This is a genomic window from Thalassococcus halodurans (genome assembly GCF_900108225.1).
Taxonomy (GTDB): domain Bacteria; phylum Pseudomonadota; class Alphaproteobacteria; order Rhodobacterales; family Rhodobacteraceae; genus Thalassococcus; species Thalassococcus halodurans.
In genome coordinates this window covers 17084-33857 of the sequence record NZ_FNUZ01000010.1, presented here as the reverse complement: position 1 = coordinate 33857, position 16774 = coordinate 17084, and the positions used below count along the sequence as shown (strand labels likewise).

General features: G+C 58.9%; 17 protein-coding genes and 1 tRNA gene. 8 read left to right on the top strand and 10 right to left on the bottom strand.

Features of this window, described 5'->3' with window-relative positions; genetic code table 11:
• Positions 1–91 precede the first annotated feature (91 nt).
• From C4S59_RS19030 to gpmI, 3 genes are read right to left on the bottom strand one after another with little or no spacing between them, the layout of a single operon-like run.
• Positions 92–1426, bottom strand: a complete 1335-nt coding sequence (locus tag C4S59_RS19030) for a S41 family peptidase (protein WP_103911939.1) — start codon at positions 1424–1426, stop codon at positions 92–94.
• Positions 1427–1433: 7 nt separating this feature from the next.
• Complete coding sequence (locus C4S59_RS19025) at positions 1434–2564, bottom strand: murein hydrolase activator EnvC family protein (RefSeq protein ID WP_103911938.1); 1131 nt, start codon at positions 2562–2564, stop codon at positions 1434–1436.
• On the bottom strand, positions 2561–4078 hold the full coding sequence (gpmI, locus tag C4S59_RS19020) for a 2,3-bisphosphoglycerate-independent phosphoglycerate mutase (protein WP_103911937.1): 1518 nt from the start codon (positions 4076–4078) through the stop codon (positions 2561–2563). The genes C4S59_RS19025 and gpmI overlap by 4 nt, the downstream gene beginning before the upstream one ends.
• Positions 4079–4145: 67 nt before the next feature.
• Between gpmI and C4S59_RS19015 the strand changes: the two genes are divergently transcribed.
• Positions 4146–4748: a hypothetical protein gene (locus C4S59_RS19015; RefSeq protein ID WP_103911936.1), complete on the top strand. Its 603-nt coding sequence runs from the start codon at positions 4146–4148 to the stop codon at positions 4746–4748.
• Positions 4749–4801: 53 nt separating this feature from the next.
• Here C4S59_RS19015 and carB read toward each other — a convergent pair whose 3' ends face one another.
• Positions 4802–8134 carry a carbamoyl-phosphate synthase large subunit gene (gene carB, locus C4S59_RS19010; RefSeq protein ID WP_103911935.1) on the bottom strand — a complete coding sequence of 1111 codons (3333 nt, stop codon included), beginning with the start codon at positions 8132–8134 and terminating at the stop codon, positions 4802–4804.
• A 287-nt stretch (positions 8135–8421) separates the two neighbouring features.
• Between carB and aspS the strand changes: the two genes are divergently transcribed.
• The gene (gene aspS / locus C4S59_RS19005) at positions 8422–10203 is read left to right on the top strand and encodes an aspartate--tRNA ligase (protein WP_103911934.1); all 1782 of its coding nucleotides are present in this window, start codon (positions 8422–8424) and stop codon (positions 10201–10203) included.
• A gap of 63 nt (positions 10204–10266) precedes the next feature.
• On the opposite strand, the gene C4S59_RS19000 is transcribed toward aspS, so the two are convergent.
• Positions 10267–10983 (bottom strand): response regulator, encoded by a 717-nt coding sequence (locus C4S59_RS19000; protein ID WP_103911933.1) that lies wholly within the window; start codon positions 10981–10983, stop codon positions 10267–10269.
• Between the two features lie 140 nt (positions 10984–11123).
• Here C4S59_RS19000 and mce point away from each other — a divergent pair, with 140 nt between their 5' ends.
• Both mce and C4S59_RS18990 read left to right on the top strand, forming a co-directional pair.
• The gene (mce, locus tag C4S59_RS18995) at positions 11124–11528 is read left to right on the top strand and encodes a methylmalonyl-CoA epimerase (RefSeq protein ID WP_103911932.1); all 405 of its coding nucleotides are present in this window, start codon (positions 11124–11126) and stop codon (positions 11526–11528) included.
• 60 nt (positions 11529–11588) lie between these two features.
• The gene (locus C4S59_RS18990; protein WP_103911931.1) at positions 11589–11888 is read left to right on the top strand and encodes a DUF1467 family protein; all 300 of its coding nucleotides are present in this window, start codon (positions 11589–11591) and stop codon (positions 11886–11888) included.
• Here the strand turns inward: C4S59_RS18990 and C4S59_RS18985 are convergent.
• On the bottom strand, positions 11839–12543 hold the full coding sequence (locus C4S59_RS18985) for an EI24 domain-containing protein (RefSeq protein ID WP_103911930.1): 705 nt from the start codon (positions 12541–12543) through the stop codon (positions 11839–11841). The two genes, C4S59_RS18990 and C4S59_RS18985, sit on opposite strands and share 50 nt — an antisense overlap.
• Positions 12540–13118 (bottom strand): nitroreductase family protein, encoded by a 579-nt coding sequence (locus C4S59_RS18980; protein WP_103911929.1) that lies wholly within the window; start codon positions 13116–13118, stop codon positions 12540–12542. The genes C4S59_RS18985 and C4S59_RS18980 overlap by 4 nt, the downstream gene beginning before the upstream one ends.
• Before the next feature lie 99 nt (positions 13119–13217).
• Here C4S59_RS18980 and C4S59_RS18975 point away from each other — a divergent pair, with 99 nt between their 5' ends.
• Positions 13218–13478 carry a DUF167 domain-containing protein gene (locus C4S59_RS18975; protein WP_103911928.1) on the top strand — a complete coding sequence of 87 codons (261 nt, stop codon included), beginning with the start codon at positions 13218–13220 and terminating at the stop codon, positions 13476–13478.
• On the opposite strand, the gene C4S59_RS18970 is transcribed toward C4S59_RS18975, so the two are convergent.
• Positions 13475–13711 carry a hypothetical protein gene (locus tag C4S59_RS18970; RefSeq protein WP_103911927.1) on the bottom strand — a complete coding sequence of 79 codons (237 nt, stop codon included), beginning with the start codon at positions 13709–13711 and terminating at the stop codon, positions 13475–13477. The two genes, C4S59_RS18975 and C4S59_RS18970, sit on opposite strands and share 4 nt — an antisense overlap.
• Positions 13712–13720: 9 nt before the next feature.
• Complete coding sequence (locus C4S59_RS18965) at positions 13721–14107, bottom strand: thiol-disulfide oxidoreductase DCC family protein (protein WP_160006971.1); 387 nt, start codon at positions 14105–14107, stop codon at positions 13721–13723.
• A gap of 105 nt (positions 14108–14212) precedes the next feature.
• Here C4S59_RS18965 and C4S59_RS18960 point away from each other — a divergent pair, with 105 nt between their 5' ends.
• On the top strand, positions 14213–14950 hold the full coding sequence (locus C4S59_RS18960; RefSeq protein ID WP_103911925.1) for a M48 family metallopeptidase: 738 nt from the start codon (positions 14213–14215) through the stop codon (positions 14948–14950).
• A 76-nt stretch (positions 14951–15026) separates the two neighbouring features.
• Positions 15027–15284, top strand: coding sequence for a DUF6455 family protein (locus C4S59_RS18955; RefSeq protein WP_103911924.1), 258 nt, complete (start codon positions 15027–15029; stop codon positions 15282–15284).
• Positions 15285–15340: 56 nt separating this feature from the next.
• Here the strand turns inward: C4S59_RS18955 and C4S59_RS18950 are convergent, their stop codons facing one another.
• Positions 15341–16321, bottom strand: a complete 981-nt coding sequence (locus C4S59_RS18950) for a complex I NDUFA9 subunit family protein (RefSeq protein ID WP_103911923.1) — start codon at positions 16319–16321, stop codon at positions 15341–15343.
• A gap of 149 nt (positions 16322–16470) precedes the next feature.
• On the opposite strand from C4S59_RS18950, the gene C4S59_RS18945 reads away from it, so the two are divergent.
• Positions 16471–16556 (top strand) — tRNA-Leu (locus C4S59_RS18945).
• The last annotated feature ends 218 nt before the right edge of the window (positions 16557–16774 follow it).

The following is a 16774-nucleotide window of genomic DNA, read 5'->3' as shown; positions in this document are numbered from 1 at the left end:
ACGGCAAGTGGTTTTGCGGCGGGCGAAATCCCGCTGAAACGAAAACACCCCGACGTTGGCCGGGGTGTTGAGGTTGTCTTTCCTGATCCGCTTATTTCGACGGAAGCAGCGTGGAATAGCCTTTGAGGATGTCGATGGCATAGGCCAGCTGGTAATCCTCTTCGCGCAGGGCTGCGGCGGCTTCTGCCTTGGCGCGGTCTTCCTCGATCTGGCGGATTTCATCCTCGGACAGGCTGTCGTTGTTCAGCGCGCCGCGCAGATCTGCCTCGGACCGTGTTGTCGGTGTTTCTTCTTCCTCGGTCTCGGCGTTGGGATCACGACGGGGCTGTTGGACGACGATATCGGGGGACACGCCCAGCGCCTGAATCGAACGACCCGACGGCGTGTAATAGCGCGCTGTGGTCAGGCGCATTCCGCTGTCGCCACGCAGCGGCATAACGGTCTGGACCGAGCCCTTACCAAAGCTTTTCGTGCCGACAACGATCGCACGGCGGTGATCCTGAAGGGCACCGGCAACGATTTCAGACGCCGACGCAGAACCACCGTTGATCAGAACGACCAGCGGTTTGCCTTGGGCCAGATCGCCAACGGTCGCGTTGTAGCGTTCGCCATCTTCCGGCTGGCGGCCACGTGTCGAAACGATTTCACCCTTTTCAAGGAAAGCGTCGGACACCTTGATCGCCTGTGTCAGCAGACCACCCGGGTTGTTGCGCAGGTCGACAACAAAGCCGTTCACATTGTCGATGCCGCCTGCGGCCTCGATCTGCTTGGCGATGCCTTCTTCAAGGTTCGGGTAGGTCTGTTCGTTGAAGGTTGTGATCCGCAGGACAACGGTTTCACCTTCGGTGCGCGAACGGACGGCTGTCAGGGTGATGGTGTCGCGCACGATTGTAACGTCGAACGGTTCCGCTTCGCCTTCGCGCACAACGGTGATGACAATCTCGGACCCCACCGGACCGCGCATCAGTTCGACCGCTTCGTCCAAAGTCAGACCCAGAACCGAGTCGCCGTCAACGTGGGTGATAAAGTCGCCCGCTTCAATGCCGGCTTCCATCGCGGGGGTGTCATCGATGGGCGAGACAACTTTGACAAAGCCGTCTTCCTGAGTGACCTCGATGCCCAAGCCGCCGAATTCGCCGCGCGTCTGGACGCGCATGTCAGCCGCATCATCGGGCGACAGATAGCTGGAGTGCGGATCAAGCGATGTCAGCATGCCGTTGATGGCCGCTTCGATCAGATCCTTTTCATCAACCTCCTCCACGTACTGGGCGCGGATGCGTTCGAAGATGTCACCGAACAGATCAAGCTGTTCGTAAACGGATGTTTTGCTCTGTGCCTCTTGCGCCAAAAGCGGTCCGACGAACTGGGTAGTGGCAATCACACCGGCCAGTGTACCGCCCAATGTCGCGACGATGAATTTTTTCATTCTGTTCTCATCCCTTGTCGATGCTGAACCAGGTGAACGGATCCACAGTGGCGTCACCTTCTCTTACTTCTATATAGAGCGTTTCCGGTCGCTGGTTTCCAGCCCTTTCCACGCTTTGTAACGCAGAGGTGTCTGCGACTTGAGTATCGCCACCCATCAGCCCCACGGGGGCGCCAGATGGCAGAACCTGTCCAACATCACCAAAAACCTGACCCAATCCGGCCAGAACGATCAATAAATCAGGTTGGGGTTCAAGTATAATTACTAATCCGTAATTTAGCAGCGGACCGCGATATCGGATGGTTGCGGGCACTGGTGTGGTGACCAAAGCCTGCGGTCGCGTGGCGATCAGAACGCCGGGGCGCACAACGCCCGCGGCATCCGCCTGATTGGCGCGCCGCAGTACTGTGCCCTGCACCGGCAAGGCCAATTCGCCCTTTGGCACATCCAGAACCGGCGCAGGCACGCCGGTGTCATCGCGGGTGATTTCGCTGAGGCCGCTGGCAAACCCTTCCAGCGTTTCCGACGCCGCGATCAGAATGGCCGAGCGAACGGGGTCTTCGCTGAACCGTTTCGGCAAGTCAGTGCGGTCGGCCACAGCCTGACTAAGTTCGGTGCGCGCTGTCTGAACGCCGCTCAGCCCCTCTTGCAGCGTCAAGAGCGCGTTTTCCTGAAGCGTGCGCAGGGTGGTGATTTCTTCCAGCTCGGCGCGCAATTCTTCGGCACGACGGGCCAGTTCCGGCGTCAGATCGGACACCAGCATACCTGCCCGCGCAGCGCCCATCGGCCCCTGTGGGTGCAGCATCTGTTGGGGAACGTCGCCTTTGCTCATGGATTGAAGAACACCGACCAGCTGGGCGATGTCCTCTTCCCGCGCTTCCAGATCGCGCTTTAGCTGCGCCTCGCGCGTGGCGACGGCACGCAGGCCGTCCCGCATCGCGGCAAGGCCGGATTCGTAGGCCTGAACGGTGGCCGTCAATGCCGCCACACGATCACGCGCAGCATCGGCCTTTGACAGCTGGATTTGTGCCGCTTCCAATTGGCTCGCGGCGGCACGGGCCGCTTGCTCCACATCTTGCGCCATGGCGGACGCGGCGGTCAGCACAGCGGCGGCAAGATATGGCAGGATGCGGATCATTTGCGGATCAGACTTTCGCCGGTCATTTCTTCGGGCTGCTCCAGCCCCATCAGTTCCAGCAGCGTCGGCGCAACATCGGCCAAACGCCCGTCGGCCAAAGTCACGCCCTCGGGGCCACCGAACAGAATGACAGGCACGGGATTCAGCGTGTGCGCCGTGTGCGGGTTGCCTGTTTCGGGATCAACCATCATGTCGCAGTTGCCGTGGTCGGCAATCACAATCATCGCGCCGCCGGCCTTTTCAAGGGCCTCAACAACCTGCGCCAGTCCCTGATCCACAGCCTCGCACGCCTTCATCGCGGCCTGTAGATCGCCGGTGTGACCGACCATATCGGGGTTGGCGTAGTTGGTAACAATCAGGTCGTAGCCTTCTTCAATCGCCTCGACGAATTTGGCCGTCACCTCGGGCGCGCTCATTTCCGGTTGCAGATCATAAGTCGCCACGTTGGGCGACTTCGGCATAAAGCGGTCTTCGCCCTCTTCAGGGTCTTCCTTGCCGCCGTTCAGGAAGAAGGTGACATGGGGGTATTTCTCGGTCTCGGCCAGACGGAACTGGCGCAGACCCTGCTTGGCCACCCATTCGCCCAGCGTGTTCTTGATGTCGCGCGGCGGGAAAACAGTCGTCAGATAAGCGTTGTGGCCTTCCGAGTATTCGACCATGCCCAGCGCGATGTCGACTGGCGCATCGCCCCGATCCCAGCCGTCAAACTGGGGCGCGGCCAGAGCGGCCAGAATTTCGCGCGCGCGGTCAGCGCGGAAGTTGGTGCAGAAGAAACCGTCACCCTCTTTGAACCCGTCGTAGTCACCAATCACGGTGGCGGGGATGAACTCATCGGTCTTGTCGGCGGCATAGGCCTGATCGACAGCCTCAAGCGCACCATCGGCCTTATCACCCGCGCCGGATACCATCGCGTCATAGGCGGTTTTCACGCGTTCCCAGCGGTTGTCACGGTCCAAGGCAAAGTAGCGACCGATCACAGTGACGATCTGCACACCATCCGGCAGCTTGGACTGGAAATCCTCGATATACCCTTTGGCCGATTTCGGGGCGACGTCGCGACCATCGGTGATCGCGTGGATCACAACCGGCACGCCCGCATCGTGGATCGCCCTGGCCGAGGCCGCGACATGATCCAGATGCCCATGCACACCACCGTCCGAGATCACGCCCATGATATGCGCGGTGCCGCCGGTGTTTTTGACCTTGGATACAAATTCCTGCAGCGCGTCGTTGTCGAAGTAAGAGCCGTCCTCAATCGCCAGATCAATCTGACCCAAGTCCATCGCCACAACGCGACCCGCACCGATGTTGGTGTGCCCGACTTCAGAGTTGCCCATCTGCCCGCTGGGCAGACCCGCATCGGGGCCGTGGGTGATCAGCGTGGCGTGGGGGCAGTCGGCCATCAGCCGATCCATCGTGGGCGTGTCCGCCAAAGCAGGCGCATTCGCCACCTCAGAGGGACCAATCCCCCAACCGTCCAGAATGGTCAGAACAACAGGCTTGGGTCGGGACATAGGGTGCCTCAATCATCAAAGAAGTTGAGGGTCGTTTATCAGAGGCTTGAGGGGATGTGGAGTAGTGATGGTATTCCGCGAAACAAGTACAATAAATCGGCTGGCCTTGATTTCGCTATGCCGTCCGCTCATGCTGAACGACCTTTATAAAAGCATTTTCAGAATAGCAGCGGATCACAGCATGCCTGATTTTCTTTCCATTACGATTGCAGAAGTTGTTGCCATTGGCATTTCCGCTGCAGCCTTATTTTACACGATTAAAAATATAAACAACACGAAGCCGCACAACGCGAACGCAAAGAAGGTTTCCGAAGGGCAGATCGCTCAGCAAAACGAGCAAATCAGGAAGTCGAAAATTGCAAACATCTCGGTCGTACTTTTGGGACAACCTGACGATCACGTAGTTCTATGCATTCAAAACTTAGGACCACATGCTGCGAGAGGACTCGATCTGCAGATCAAAGAGGATCAAAGCTTTTTCAACACTGACAAAAAGCGTGAAATCTTCCCGCTCAAACACGCTCTGGAAGCTGGCCGAGAGATCAGACTGCTTTCGCATATAGATACAGACCGAGAAATCGACGAAGAGATCGTGATAACGTGGTTTGATGCGTCATCTGACAAAGTAAAGCGCAAGTCATTTACCTTGCTACAGCGAGACGTCCAATAAACAAAACCCGCGCTTTGAAGGCGCGGGTTTAGATGTTTTGACTGCAAAGCGATTTAGCCCTGCAGCGATTTCACCACGATGTCGCCTTCTGTGCGGGCTTTCATTGCCAGTGCTGCGGCGTGGGCGCCTGCGAGCGTCGTGAAGTACGGGATCTTGTCATAAAGCGCGACCGAGCGGATTTCGCGGCTGTCGGCCAGTGCGGCTGCGCCTTCGGTCGTGTTCATGACCAGCTGGATGCCACCGTCTTTCATCGCGTCGACCACGTTCGGACGGCCTTCGTAGACCTTCTTGGTGATCTCGGCCTCGACGCCCTGTTCCTTGAGGTAGGACGCGGTGCCTGCGGTTGCGACGATGTTGAAGCCCAGATCACGCAGGATCGATGCTGTTTCGATCAGTTGCGCACCTTTGTCGTCATCCTTGATGGACAGGAACACTGTGCCTTCTTGCGGCAGGTGCGTGCCTGCGCCCATCTGTGCCTTCAGGAAGGCGCGGGCAAAGTTGCGGTCCCAGCCCATAACCTCGCCTGTGGAACGCATTTCCGGGCCAAGGATCGTGTCCACGCCGGGGAAGCGGGCGAAGGGCAGAACGGCCTCTTTCACGCTGAACCACGGCATGTTCGGATCGGCCAGTGTCATCGGATCGGCCATCGGCACGTTGCTGTCGTAATCGACTTTCTCAGCCAGACGTTCGCGCAGCGGGAAGGCCGACAGTTTCTCGCCCGCCATGATGCGCGCTGCGATGGACGCAATGGCGCTGTCTGTCGCTTTGGCCACGAAGGGCACGGTACGGGACGCGCGCGGGTTGACCTCGATCAGGTAGATGTCGCCGTTCTTGATCGCGAACTGGACGTTCATCAGACCGACAACATTCAGCGCTTTGGCCAGTGCGTGTGTCTGCTCCTTGATCTGTTCGATCACATCGTCAGCCAGCGAGTAAGGCGGCAGCGAACAGGCGGAGTCGCCCGAGTGTACGCCAGCCTCTTCGATGTGCTGCATGATGCCCGCAACGTGCACGTCAGTGCCGTCACAGAGCGCGTCAACGTCCAGCTCAACCGCGCCGGACAGGTAGCTGTCGAGCAGAACGGGGCTGTCGCCGGAAACCACAACCGCTTCGTTGATGTAGCGTTTCAGGTGATCCATATCGCGGACGATTTCCATCGCGCGGCCACCCAGAACGTAGGACGGGCGGATCACCAGCGGGAAGCCGATGTCTTCTGCAATCGCGATGGCCTGTTCGTCGGTGGACGCGATGCCGTTCTTCGGCTGCTTCAGGCCCAGTTCGTTGACCAGCGCCTGGAACCGTTCACGGTCTTCGGCAAGGTCGATCGCGTCCGGCGTGGTGCCGAGGATCGGAATGCCTTCTTCCTCCAGCGCGTTGGCCAGTTTCAGCGGTGTCTGACCGCCGAACTGAACGATCACGCCGTGCAGGGTGCCGTTGGACTGTTCGACACGCAGAATTTCCATCACGTGTTCGAACGTCAGCGGTTCAAAGTACAGACGGTCGGACGTGTCATAGTCTGTGGACACCGTTTCGGGGTTACAGTTGACCATGATGGTCTCGTACCCCGCGTCGGTCAGCGCGAAACAGGCGTGACAGCAGCAGTAGTCGAACTCGATCCCTTGACCGATCCGGTTGGGACCGCCACCCAGAATGACGACTTTCTTTTTGTCGGACGGACGCGCTTCGCATTCGACCTCGCCCATCATCGGGGCCTCGTAGGTGGAATACATGTAGGGCGTTTGCGCTTCAAATTCCGCGGCGCATGTGTCGATGCGCTTGAAGACGGCAGTCACGCCAGCGCCCGTGCGGTGATCGCGGACCTGCTTTTCTGTCTTGCCGGTCAGCTTGGCCAGACGGGCATCCGAGAAGCCCATCATCTTCAGGCCACGCAGGCCGTCGGCGTCGGTCGGCAGACCGTTGGCGCGGACGTCTTCCTCGGCTTCTACAATCTCGCGGATACGATCAAGGAACCACGGGTCGAATTTGGTGGTGGCCTGAATTTCGTCGTTGGTCAGACCGTGACGCATCGCTTGCGCAATGGTGCGCATGCGGTCGGGCGTGGCGACCGAGATCGCCTTGATCACAGCGGCCTTGTCCGGTGCGCCGTCGATTTCGACCTCATCAAAACCGGTCAGGCCAGTTTCCATGGACGCCAGCGCCTTTTGCATCGATTCGTGGATCGTGCGGCCAATGGCCATCGCCTCGCCCACCGACTTCATCGCGGTGGTCAGATAGGGTTCAGAGCCCGGGAATTTTTCGAACGCAAAGCGCGGGATTTTGGTGACGACATAGTCGATGGTCGGCTCGAACGACGCCGGAGTGACCTTGGTGATGTCGTTGTCCAGTTCGTCCAGCGTGTAACCGATGGCCAATTTGGCCGCGATTTTCGCAATCGGGAAACCTGTGGCCTTGGATGCCAGAGCAGACGAACGCGACACGCGCGGGTTCATTTCGATGACAACCATACGGCCGTCTTCGGGGTTGATCGCCCACTGAACGTTCGAACCACCGGTTTCAACGCCGATCTCGCGCAGAACGGCGATCGAGCCGTTGCGCATGATCTGGTATTCTTTGTCGGTCAGCGTCAGCGCGGGTGCTACAGTGATCGAGTCACCTGTATGCACGCCCATCGGGTCCACGTTTTCGATGGCACAGACGATGATGGCGTTGTCGGCTTTGTCGCGGACAACTTCCATTTCGTATTCTTTCCAGCCCAACAGCGATTCATCGACCAGGATCTGGTTCACCGGCGATGCGTCCATGCCCGAGCGGCAGTAGTATTCATAGTCTTCGCGGTTGTACGCGACACCACCGCCTGTGCCGCCCAGTGTAAAGGCGGGGCGGATGATGGCCGGCAGACCGATTTCTTCCAGCGCGTCCATCGCCATGCGCACGCCTTCTTTCAGGTCGGCAGTGCCGTTTTCCTTTTTAGGTGCGGTGATGATGGTGGCTTTGGGGTTTTCCAGACCGATGCGATCCATCGCTTCGCGGAACAGTTTGCGGTCTTCGGCCATTTCGATGGCGTCACGCTTGGCGCCGATCATTTCCACGTTGAACTTGTCGAGGACGCCCATTTCCTCAAGCTCGAGAGCGGTGTTCAGACCTGTCTGGCCGCCCATTGTCGGCAGAAGCGCGTCGGGGCGTTCCTTTTCGATGATCTTGGCCACAACCTCGGGCGTGATCGGTTCGATGTAGGTGGCATCCGCAAGGCCCGGATCGGTCATGATCGTCGCGGGGTTCGAGTTCACGAGGATGACCCGATAGCCTTCTTCGCGCAGCGCTTTACAGGCTTGGGCACCTGAATAATCGAATTCGCAGGCTTGTCCGATCACAATAGGACCGGCGCCGATGATCATGATGGATTTGATATCGGTACGTTTGGGCATGGGCGGACCTCAAAGACTGCAAGGGTGAGTCGGCTTTGGCGCATGGCACCAAGGCGCAAATTGTCGTGCGTTATAGACATCGCGCCTTCGGGTTCAACCCCAGAAACCACGCTATTACGGACTATAACGCGCGATAGTTTCCCACGATAGCGCGACACCCCCGAAATCAAGCGGCAAAACAGCCCCGAATCCGGCCATATCGCACCCGAAACGGGCGTTTGGCTTGACTTCCGGTCCTATCACCTGTGTATCGGCGGCTGAACTTCGGCACGCCAAGGGGCCCTATCATGCACGCTTACCGCAGCAAAACCTGCGTCGAACTGAACAAAGACCACGTCGGCGAAACCGTCCGCCTGTCTGGCTGGGTGCACCGCATCCGCGACCACGGTGGCATTCTTTTCATCGACCTGCGCGACCATTACGGCATCACTCAGGTGCTGTGTGACCCGGACAGCCCTGTTTTCTCAGAGGTGGAAAAGGTCCGCTCGGAATGGTGTATCCGCATCGACGGCACCGTTAAGGCGCGCGATCCCGAACTGGTGAACCCCAAGCTGCCCACGGGCGAGGTTGAGGTGTTCATCCGCGATATGGAAGTTCTGGGCGCTGCCGACGAACTGCCGCTGATCGTTTTCGGTGATCAGGAATACCCCGAGGAAACGCGCCTGCGGTATCGTTACCTCGACCTGCGCCGCGAAGCGATGCAGAAGAACATGACGATGCGCTCGGACGTTGTTTCGTCGATCCGCCGTCGCATGTGGGACAAAGGTTTCCGCGAATTCCAGACGCCGATCATCACGGCATCGTCGCCTGAAGGTGCGCGTGACTTCCTTGTGCCGTCCCGCCTGCACCCCGGCAAATTCTATGCCCTGCCCCAGGCGCCCCAGCAGTTCAAACAGCTGATCATGGTGTCGGGCTTTGACAAATACTTCCAGATCGCGCCGTGCTTCCGCGACGAAGACCCGCGCGCTGACCGTTCGCCGACAGACTTCTACCAGCTCGACATGGAAATGAGCTTTGTCGAGCAGCAGGACGTCTTTGACACGATCTCTCCGGTTCTGGCGGGTATCTTCGAAGAATTCGGCGGTGGCCGCAAAGTGGATGCGCCGTCGGAATGGCCGCAGATTTCCTATCGCGATGCAGCGTTGTGGTATGGTTCGGACAAGCCCGACCTGCGCAACCCGATCAAGATGCAGGTTGTGTCCGAACACTTCCGTGGTTCCGGTTTCGCGATCTTTGCCAAGCTGCTTGAGCAGGAAGGCACCGAAATCCGCGCGATCCCTGCGCCGACAGGTGGCAGCCGCAAATTCTGTGACCGCATGAACGCGTTCGCGCAGAAAGAAGGCCTGCCGGGTATGGGCTATATCTTCTGGCGCGAAGGTGCTGACGGTATGGAAGCCGCCGGTCCGCTGGCCAAGAACATCGGCCCCGAGCGCACCGAGGCGATCCGCCAGCAGTTGGGTCTGGGCGTCGGTGACGCGGCCTTCTTCTTGGGTGGCAAGCCCAAGACGTTCGAAACCGTTGCGGGCAAGGCGCGTAACGTGATCGGCGAAGAGCTGGGCCTGACCGAAAAAGACCGCTTTGCCTTTGCTTGGATCGTCGACTTCCCGATCTACGAAAAAGACGAAGAGTCCGGCGAGATCGACTTCGAACACAACCCGTTCTCGATGCCGCAGGGCGGTATGGACGCGTTGAACGGCGACCCGCTTGAGGTCAAAGGTTTCCAGTACGATCTGGCGTGTAACGGTTACGAGCTGGTGTCCGGCGCGATCCGGAACCACAAGCCCGAGGTTATGCTGAAGGCGTTCGAAATCGCAGGCTACGGCGCGGATGAGGTGAAGAACCGTTTTGGCGCGTTGTTCAATGCATTCCACTATGGTGCCCCGCCGCACGGTGGCTGTGCCGCTGGTATCGACCGCATCGTGATGCTGCTGGCTGATCAGCAGAACATCCGCGAGGTCATCATGTTCCCGATGAACCAGCGCGCCGAAGACCTGATGATGAATGCACCGTCGGAACCGGCCAGCGACCAGCTGATGGAACTGAGCCTGCGCGTGATCCCGCAGGACTAAGTTTCGGCATAGCAGACTTAGAAAAGGCCCGCGCTGTGATGGCGCGGGCCTTTTTCGTTGGCCTTAGATTGCGATCTTTTCCTCTAGACGGTCATGTAGCAATCCGCTGACCTGCGTCAGGGCTTTGGAAACCGGCACGCCGGACACCCGAGCCTGAAACAGGCGGTCGGCGGCATCGGCCAAGGGCGCGTCGCCGGCGCTATGGGCCACTCCCGACAGGAACCGGCTTACATAGTCCAGCGTCTGGCCAGTTTGCTCTTCGCCCAACACCTCGACCGCGTGGGCAATGTCATCGCGATAGGCGATGGGGTCGGGTTTGATCCGTTCATCCGGAACCGAGCGCGGCACGCGTGGGCGGCGTTCGGGGGGCAGGTGGCTCAGAATGGTCTGCTGGAACAGGCCCACGCTGTTGATCGGTTTTTCAAGGAAGCCGTCCGCGCCCGCTGCGATGGCGCATTCTGCGGCAAAGGGATCACCGCTGGTGGCCAGAATCACCGAAACACGCGGCTTGGCGTCTTTCAATTCGGCCAGCAGATCGGCCCCCGATCCGTCGGGCAGCCCCATATCCACGATGATCACCGAAGGTCTGTAGACCTCAAGATGTCGTCGCGCCGATTTCAGGCAGTCAGCACGCCGGATACGCGCGCCACTGCGAATACACAAAAGCCGCACTGCATCGCAGGCAAAGCGACTGTCTTCCACCACCAGAACCGTCAGCCCGAGCAGAGGGCGACTGGCGGTAGGGCGTGGCAGTCCGTCATTCACTCTAAGGTCGTCCATCTCACTCTCCTTGGGCAGCCTATGGATTCGGAGAGTGGCGATTCACAGCTAACGTGAAGTTAACAGCGACCCCGTGTCGCTTGCCCTGTGGCAACGTTCCACGTCATAAGCACGCAACGCATTTAGGAGGAGACCATAAAATGATCGGTCGTTTGAACCACGTCGCCATCGCTGTTCCTGATCTGGAAGCAGCCGCCAATCAGTACCGCACCGCACTGGGTGCCAAAGTCGGCGAGCCGCAGGATGAACCGGATCACGGCGTGACCGTCATTTTCATCGAACTTCCCAATACCAAGATCGAACTGCTGTACCCCTTGGGCGACAACAGCCCGATCAACGGCTTTCTGGAAAAGAACCCGTCGGGCGGCATCCACCACGTTTGCTATGAAGTCGACGACATCATCGCGGCGCGCGACCACCTGAAAGAAACAGGTGCCCGCGTTCTGGGCACAGGCGAACCCAAGATCGGCGCACACGGCAAGCCGGTTTTGTTCCTGCACCCGAAGGATTTCAACGGCTGCCTTGTTGAACTTGAGCAAGTCTGACACAGGTATGGGGTGGCGGGCACGCGCGTCCGCCATCGTCACTGACTGAAAGAGGCCCACATGGGGATTACATCCGGACTCGTCCTATATTCGGTAATCTGGTTCATGACCTTTTTGGTGGTCATTCCGTTCCGTCTTCAGACGCAAGGCGATGTAGGTGAAGTTGTTCCCGGCACCCATGCGGGATCGCCCGAGGTGCATAACCTCAAGAAAAAAGCCTGGATCACCACGCTTATTTCCTTTGTTCTTTGGGCGATCATCGCGACGATCATCATCACAGGGATGATCACTATCGAGGATTTCGACTGGTTCAATAACCTGAACCGGTCTTCCGACGCAGTTGGTGGAACAAATGGGTAAAGGTGGCCGCGCCTAGGATCGGGATCACAAGGTTGATCAGCGGAACCGAAAGCGGCATCGCCATCAAGGTACCAGCGGCCCAGATCGTGGGCATGTGACGGCGGCGCATGGCTTTGGCTTCGGCCCGGCCAACACGGCGCATGGCGGCCATAGTGAAATATTCACGGCCCAGCAGGAAACCGTTCAGCCCCCAGAAGATGAACAGGGCGAACGGACTGAAGAAAATATACAGGATCAGCGCCACGATGTTGGCCCCGATCAGAACGCCCAAAAATACGCCCGTATCGCGCAGCGTGTCAGACAGAGAAACCTTCTGCGCGGCCGGCAGGCTTGGGTAGTGTTTATCTTCGACCGCCTGTGCCACGTCTTCAACGAAGATACCCGTCATGGCCGAGGCCACCGGCACCATCAGGAAGATCGACAGCACAAACATCAGAATGGCGGATCCCCAGCTGGTCAGGTCGTCGATCCAGCGGACCTCGCCCACCAGCGGCAGGGTGACAACGTCAGGCGTGAACCACCCCACTAACGTCACGAATACCGCGTAGATCACGCCCAAAAGCAGCAGGGCGCAGCCGATGCCCAGTAATAGAACACGGCGGAAACGCGGGTCGCCTAGCTGGCCCAGCGTTTTGGAGAAAGCGGAAATGATCATGCGTCGACCCAAGTGGTGATCGCGTCCAGATCAGGGCGCGGACGCTCGGGCGGGGTGCTGGTTTCCGTGCCGATGTGGATGAAGCCCGCGACACGTTCGTTGTCCGCCAAGCCCAGCGCATCTGTCATGAAACCGCGATCATGGCTGACCCAACCAGACAGCCAGTTCGCACCCCAGCCAGCGGCCAGCGCCGCGTTCAAAAGCGCCAGACAAACGGCGCCTGCAGAATAGGTCTGCTCAAGCGGCGGGATTTTCGGCGCGTCTTTCTGCACTTCGATCACCGCCACGCACATGGGGCTGTTGGCGAACTGGTCGTGGCCTTTGGCGATCTTGTCCTCATCCAAGCCCAGCGCCGCGCCGCGTTCTTTGGCAACGCCAGCCAGACGGGTCAGCGCATCGCCCTGCAACACAATAAAGCGCCATGGCTCCAGCTTGCCATGATCCGGTGTGCGGGCGGCAGCGGTCAGGATCGGCATCAGCGCATCCGCATCCGGCCCCGGTGCCTTCAGAGTTTTGGCAGGGCGCGAACGACGCGACAGTAGGAACTCGAGGGCTTGGGGATTGGGTGTGGGCATGCGGTGTCTCCGATTGATGCCCTCTATTTCTGCGCAGCGGGGCCAAGTTTCAACCGCTGGATACTATTTCTGACAAAAAAGCTCTGTATAAACGGGGGTATGTCGCATCCTGATCTCAGTCAGCTTGCCCTTGATGGCACCGAATTCACCGTCCGCGTGACACCCCGCGCGTCGAAGAACCGGATTGAGGCCGAGGGCGAACAGATCCGAGTCTATGTCACCACTGTTCCGGAAAACGGCAAGGCCAATACGGCCGTGCGCAAATTGCTGGCCAAGGCAATCGGCATTGCCCCGTCGCGACTGGTTCTGGTGTCGGGTGATACGTCCCGCGATAAACGGTTTCGCGTCGACCTGCGTTAGTCGTCGTCCGTTCGGGTGTAGACGCCTTCGGGCAGGGCAATCGCCGCTGCCAGATCGCGCATCTGCGAAATCGACAGGGTGATCATCATCGTCCTGTCTGTACGCGGGTCATATTGTTCGATTGTGATGCACTCTTCGAATGTGTTGACGATCACATCCTCTTGGAGAGGGGCGTCGCCTTCATCCACAAGAGTCACAACGGTTGAGTCAAATTCGTGCTCGATGCTGAACATGAACTCAGGTTAGCCCTGCTTTTCCGATTTGCCTAGTCTTTCCCTGCGCTTGTGCATCGCAAAAAGGATCGGAGCTGCGCCATGATCGTAAAGTAGGCCGGTCAGTTGTCGCAGCACAGGCAGGCCCGTGACAGTCGCCATCCATCTGGTTTTCGAAGACTGCCGCCAAAGCATGCGGAAGGCATCCATACCGGACACAAGCTGCCCGTCGCTGACAACATAAAACCGCCGCGCGGCGTCATCGGCACTTAGGCCGTAGTCGGCGTATGTGGCGGTGCTTAGCCCACAATAGGTGACATTCCCGTGTTCCGCGTCTGTCATGCTCTTGTACATGTCGACTTCGCGTGAACAAATCGGGCAAGTATCGTTATACAAGACTTTCAATGGTCTGGTCATACGCAACATATAGGCGCTCTGGCCCGCTTTCCAAACCGCCTATAAGGGGCTAGCGGCCAACGCGAACTGCGCTTAATTTCAACCATGACAAATTTCGGAGATGTCATGTACCGCCTGATCCCAGTTCTGGTTCTTCTTGCGCTAAGCGCCTGTACCGCGGCCGATTTTCCGGCTCCGAACCCGACGCCGCCTGCCCAGACGAAGCCGGTGCAAACGCAGCCCGAACCGACCAAGGCAGAAATCCAGCAACGTGCCAGCACTGCCGCGCGGAACTTTATCACCGTGGTCGAAACGGTAGAGCCCGTGGCCGAAGCGGAATGCCGCCGCCTTGCGCCGCGTGCGAACTGTGATTTCAACATCGTCGTCGATGACCGCCCCAATCAGGCCCCGAACGCATTCCAGACCATCGACCGCCAAGGACGACCGATCCTTGCCTTCAACCTTGCCCTGATCGCATCAGTCCGGAACAAGGATGAAATGGCGTTTGTCATGGGTCACGAAGCCGCCCACCACATTCTGGGTCACCTGCAACGTACGCAGCAGAACGCCGCCGTGGGCGCTGTGATCTTCTCGGGCCTTGCGGCCATGTCGGGTGCCAGCGCGTCCAGCGTACGTTCGGCCGAAGAATTCGGCGCAGCGATTGGCGCGCGCAGCTATTCCAAGGATTTCGAGCTGGAGGCGGACGGCCTTGGCACGCGGATCACCGCACGTGCAGGCTATGACCCAATCCGCGGGGCCGAGTTCTTTACCCGCCTGCCCGATCCCGGCAACAAGTTCCTCGGCACACACCCCCCTAACAAGGACCGCATCAACACGGTGCGCAAAGCGGCCAGCGCGCTGTAAGACCCCTTGATCTGAGTCAAAGCGCCTAAGGGGGCGCTACGGCATCCTGCCCGTGTATGACACGAAGGGATGCGACATGATTGGACGAGAAACACTGAAGAAGCACGCCCGTCTGGTGGACCTGATGGCCTCGAAACTGGGCATCGATCTGGAAGAGCGTGCTTTGCGCGGCGACATCAACTTTGACGAAATTTCGGACGCTGTTCTGGCCTGCACTGGATGTTCCCATCCTTGCACCTGCGAACGCTGGTTGGACGCAATGCCTGTGCCGCAGAATGACACGCCGGAGTACTGCCGGAACCGCCCCCTATTCAAAGGCCTGAAAAACGCCTGAGAAACGAAAAACGCGGCCCAGAAGGCCGCGCTGATCTTAGTTCGTGAAACCTTGGCTTAGTTGCGCAAGGTTTTCGCGGATTCTGTGATGTCGTAGTACTGGCCCGACGGGCGGAAGCGCCACAGATAGGACGGCAGAACCGACGCTATTGTTGTCGGCTCGATCCCCAGATCAGCCAGCGTTTTGGCGCCCTCGGACACAACGTTGTCGTTGCGCAGGTTGGCCACCTGATCCGTTGTCAGCTGTGCCGGAACCAATCCAAGGCTGATTGTCTGACCCAGCTCCATCAGCTTGGCCATAATGCCCGCCGCAAAGAACGGGATGTTCAGCACCAACCGCTTGCGGTGGATGACAGACAGCATTTCTGTCATCAATTCGCGGAACGTACGCACGTCGGGGCCGCCCAGTTCGTAGATGCCGGGCTCGGCCTGACCAAGAATGCCTTTGACTGCGGCCTGAGCCACGTCATCCACATAGACCGGCTGGAATTTTGTGTCCGCGCCCACGACGGGCAGGATCGGACCGAAACGGGTCATGCTGGCGAAACGGTTGAAGAATTCGTCTTCCGGACCGAACACAATAGACGGACGCAGGATCATGGCCGTCGGGAAGGCGGCCAACACGGCCTCTTCACCTTCGGCTTTGGACTGGGCGTATTCGCTATCGCTGTCCGCATCGGCGCCGATCGCCGAAATCTGGACCATGCGCTGAACCGATTCTTCAGCCGCAATACGGGCGACACGACCCGCGCCTTCCGCCTGAACCGCATCAAAGGTGTTCTTGCCGTCTTCCGCAAGAACGCCCACGCAGTTCACAACCACGTCTGCGCCTTTGGTGACCGCACGAACCGATTCGTCATCGCGGATGTTGCAGAACACCGGTTCGACCTGACCGACAACGCCGTAGGGGCGCACGAACAACGCATCATTGGGGCGACGCACCGCAACGCGGACACGCCAACCTTCTTTGGCCATACGTCGTGCGATGTACCGGCCGACAAAGCCTGAGCCGCCGAAAATAGTGACGAGGTTCGACATCGGATCACTCTCCAGATCTTGCTGTTGGGCCTGTGTCTAGCCCTCTGAAGGGCCTCGGGCAAGGTGCAGTGAAAGAAAGCAGTAAAAGAGTCGCAAAATGTGCGTTGACACTGTCTGAGCTTATGGATACATCGCCCCCCACGACACCTGCCCAGGTGGCGGAATGGTAGACGCGCTGGCTTCAGGTGCCAGTGGCCGCAAGGCCGTGGAGGTTCGAGTCCTCTCCTGGGCACCAATTCCCCTAAGATCGATATTAGATGTTCCCGCTGCCCTTCGTTGGTGCGCGGTTCGCCGCGATTTTACGCGAATTTCTGCGATTTTAGGGCGCGCGGAAGCACGGTTGTCAGGCGCAAAAGTAAATCCGACTCACGTTTCGAGAGAGCAGCAGTATGCAGAAGATCAGGTGTTTGACGCCCTGAAATTCATGGGACTAGCCTCTTTTTAGTGGAGGCA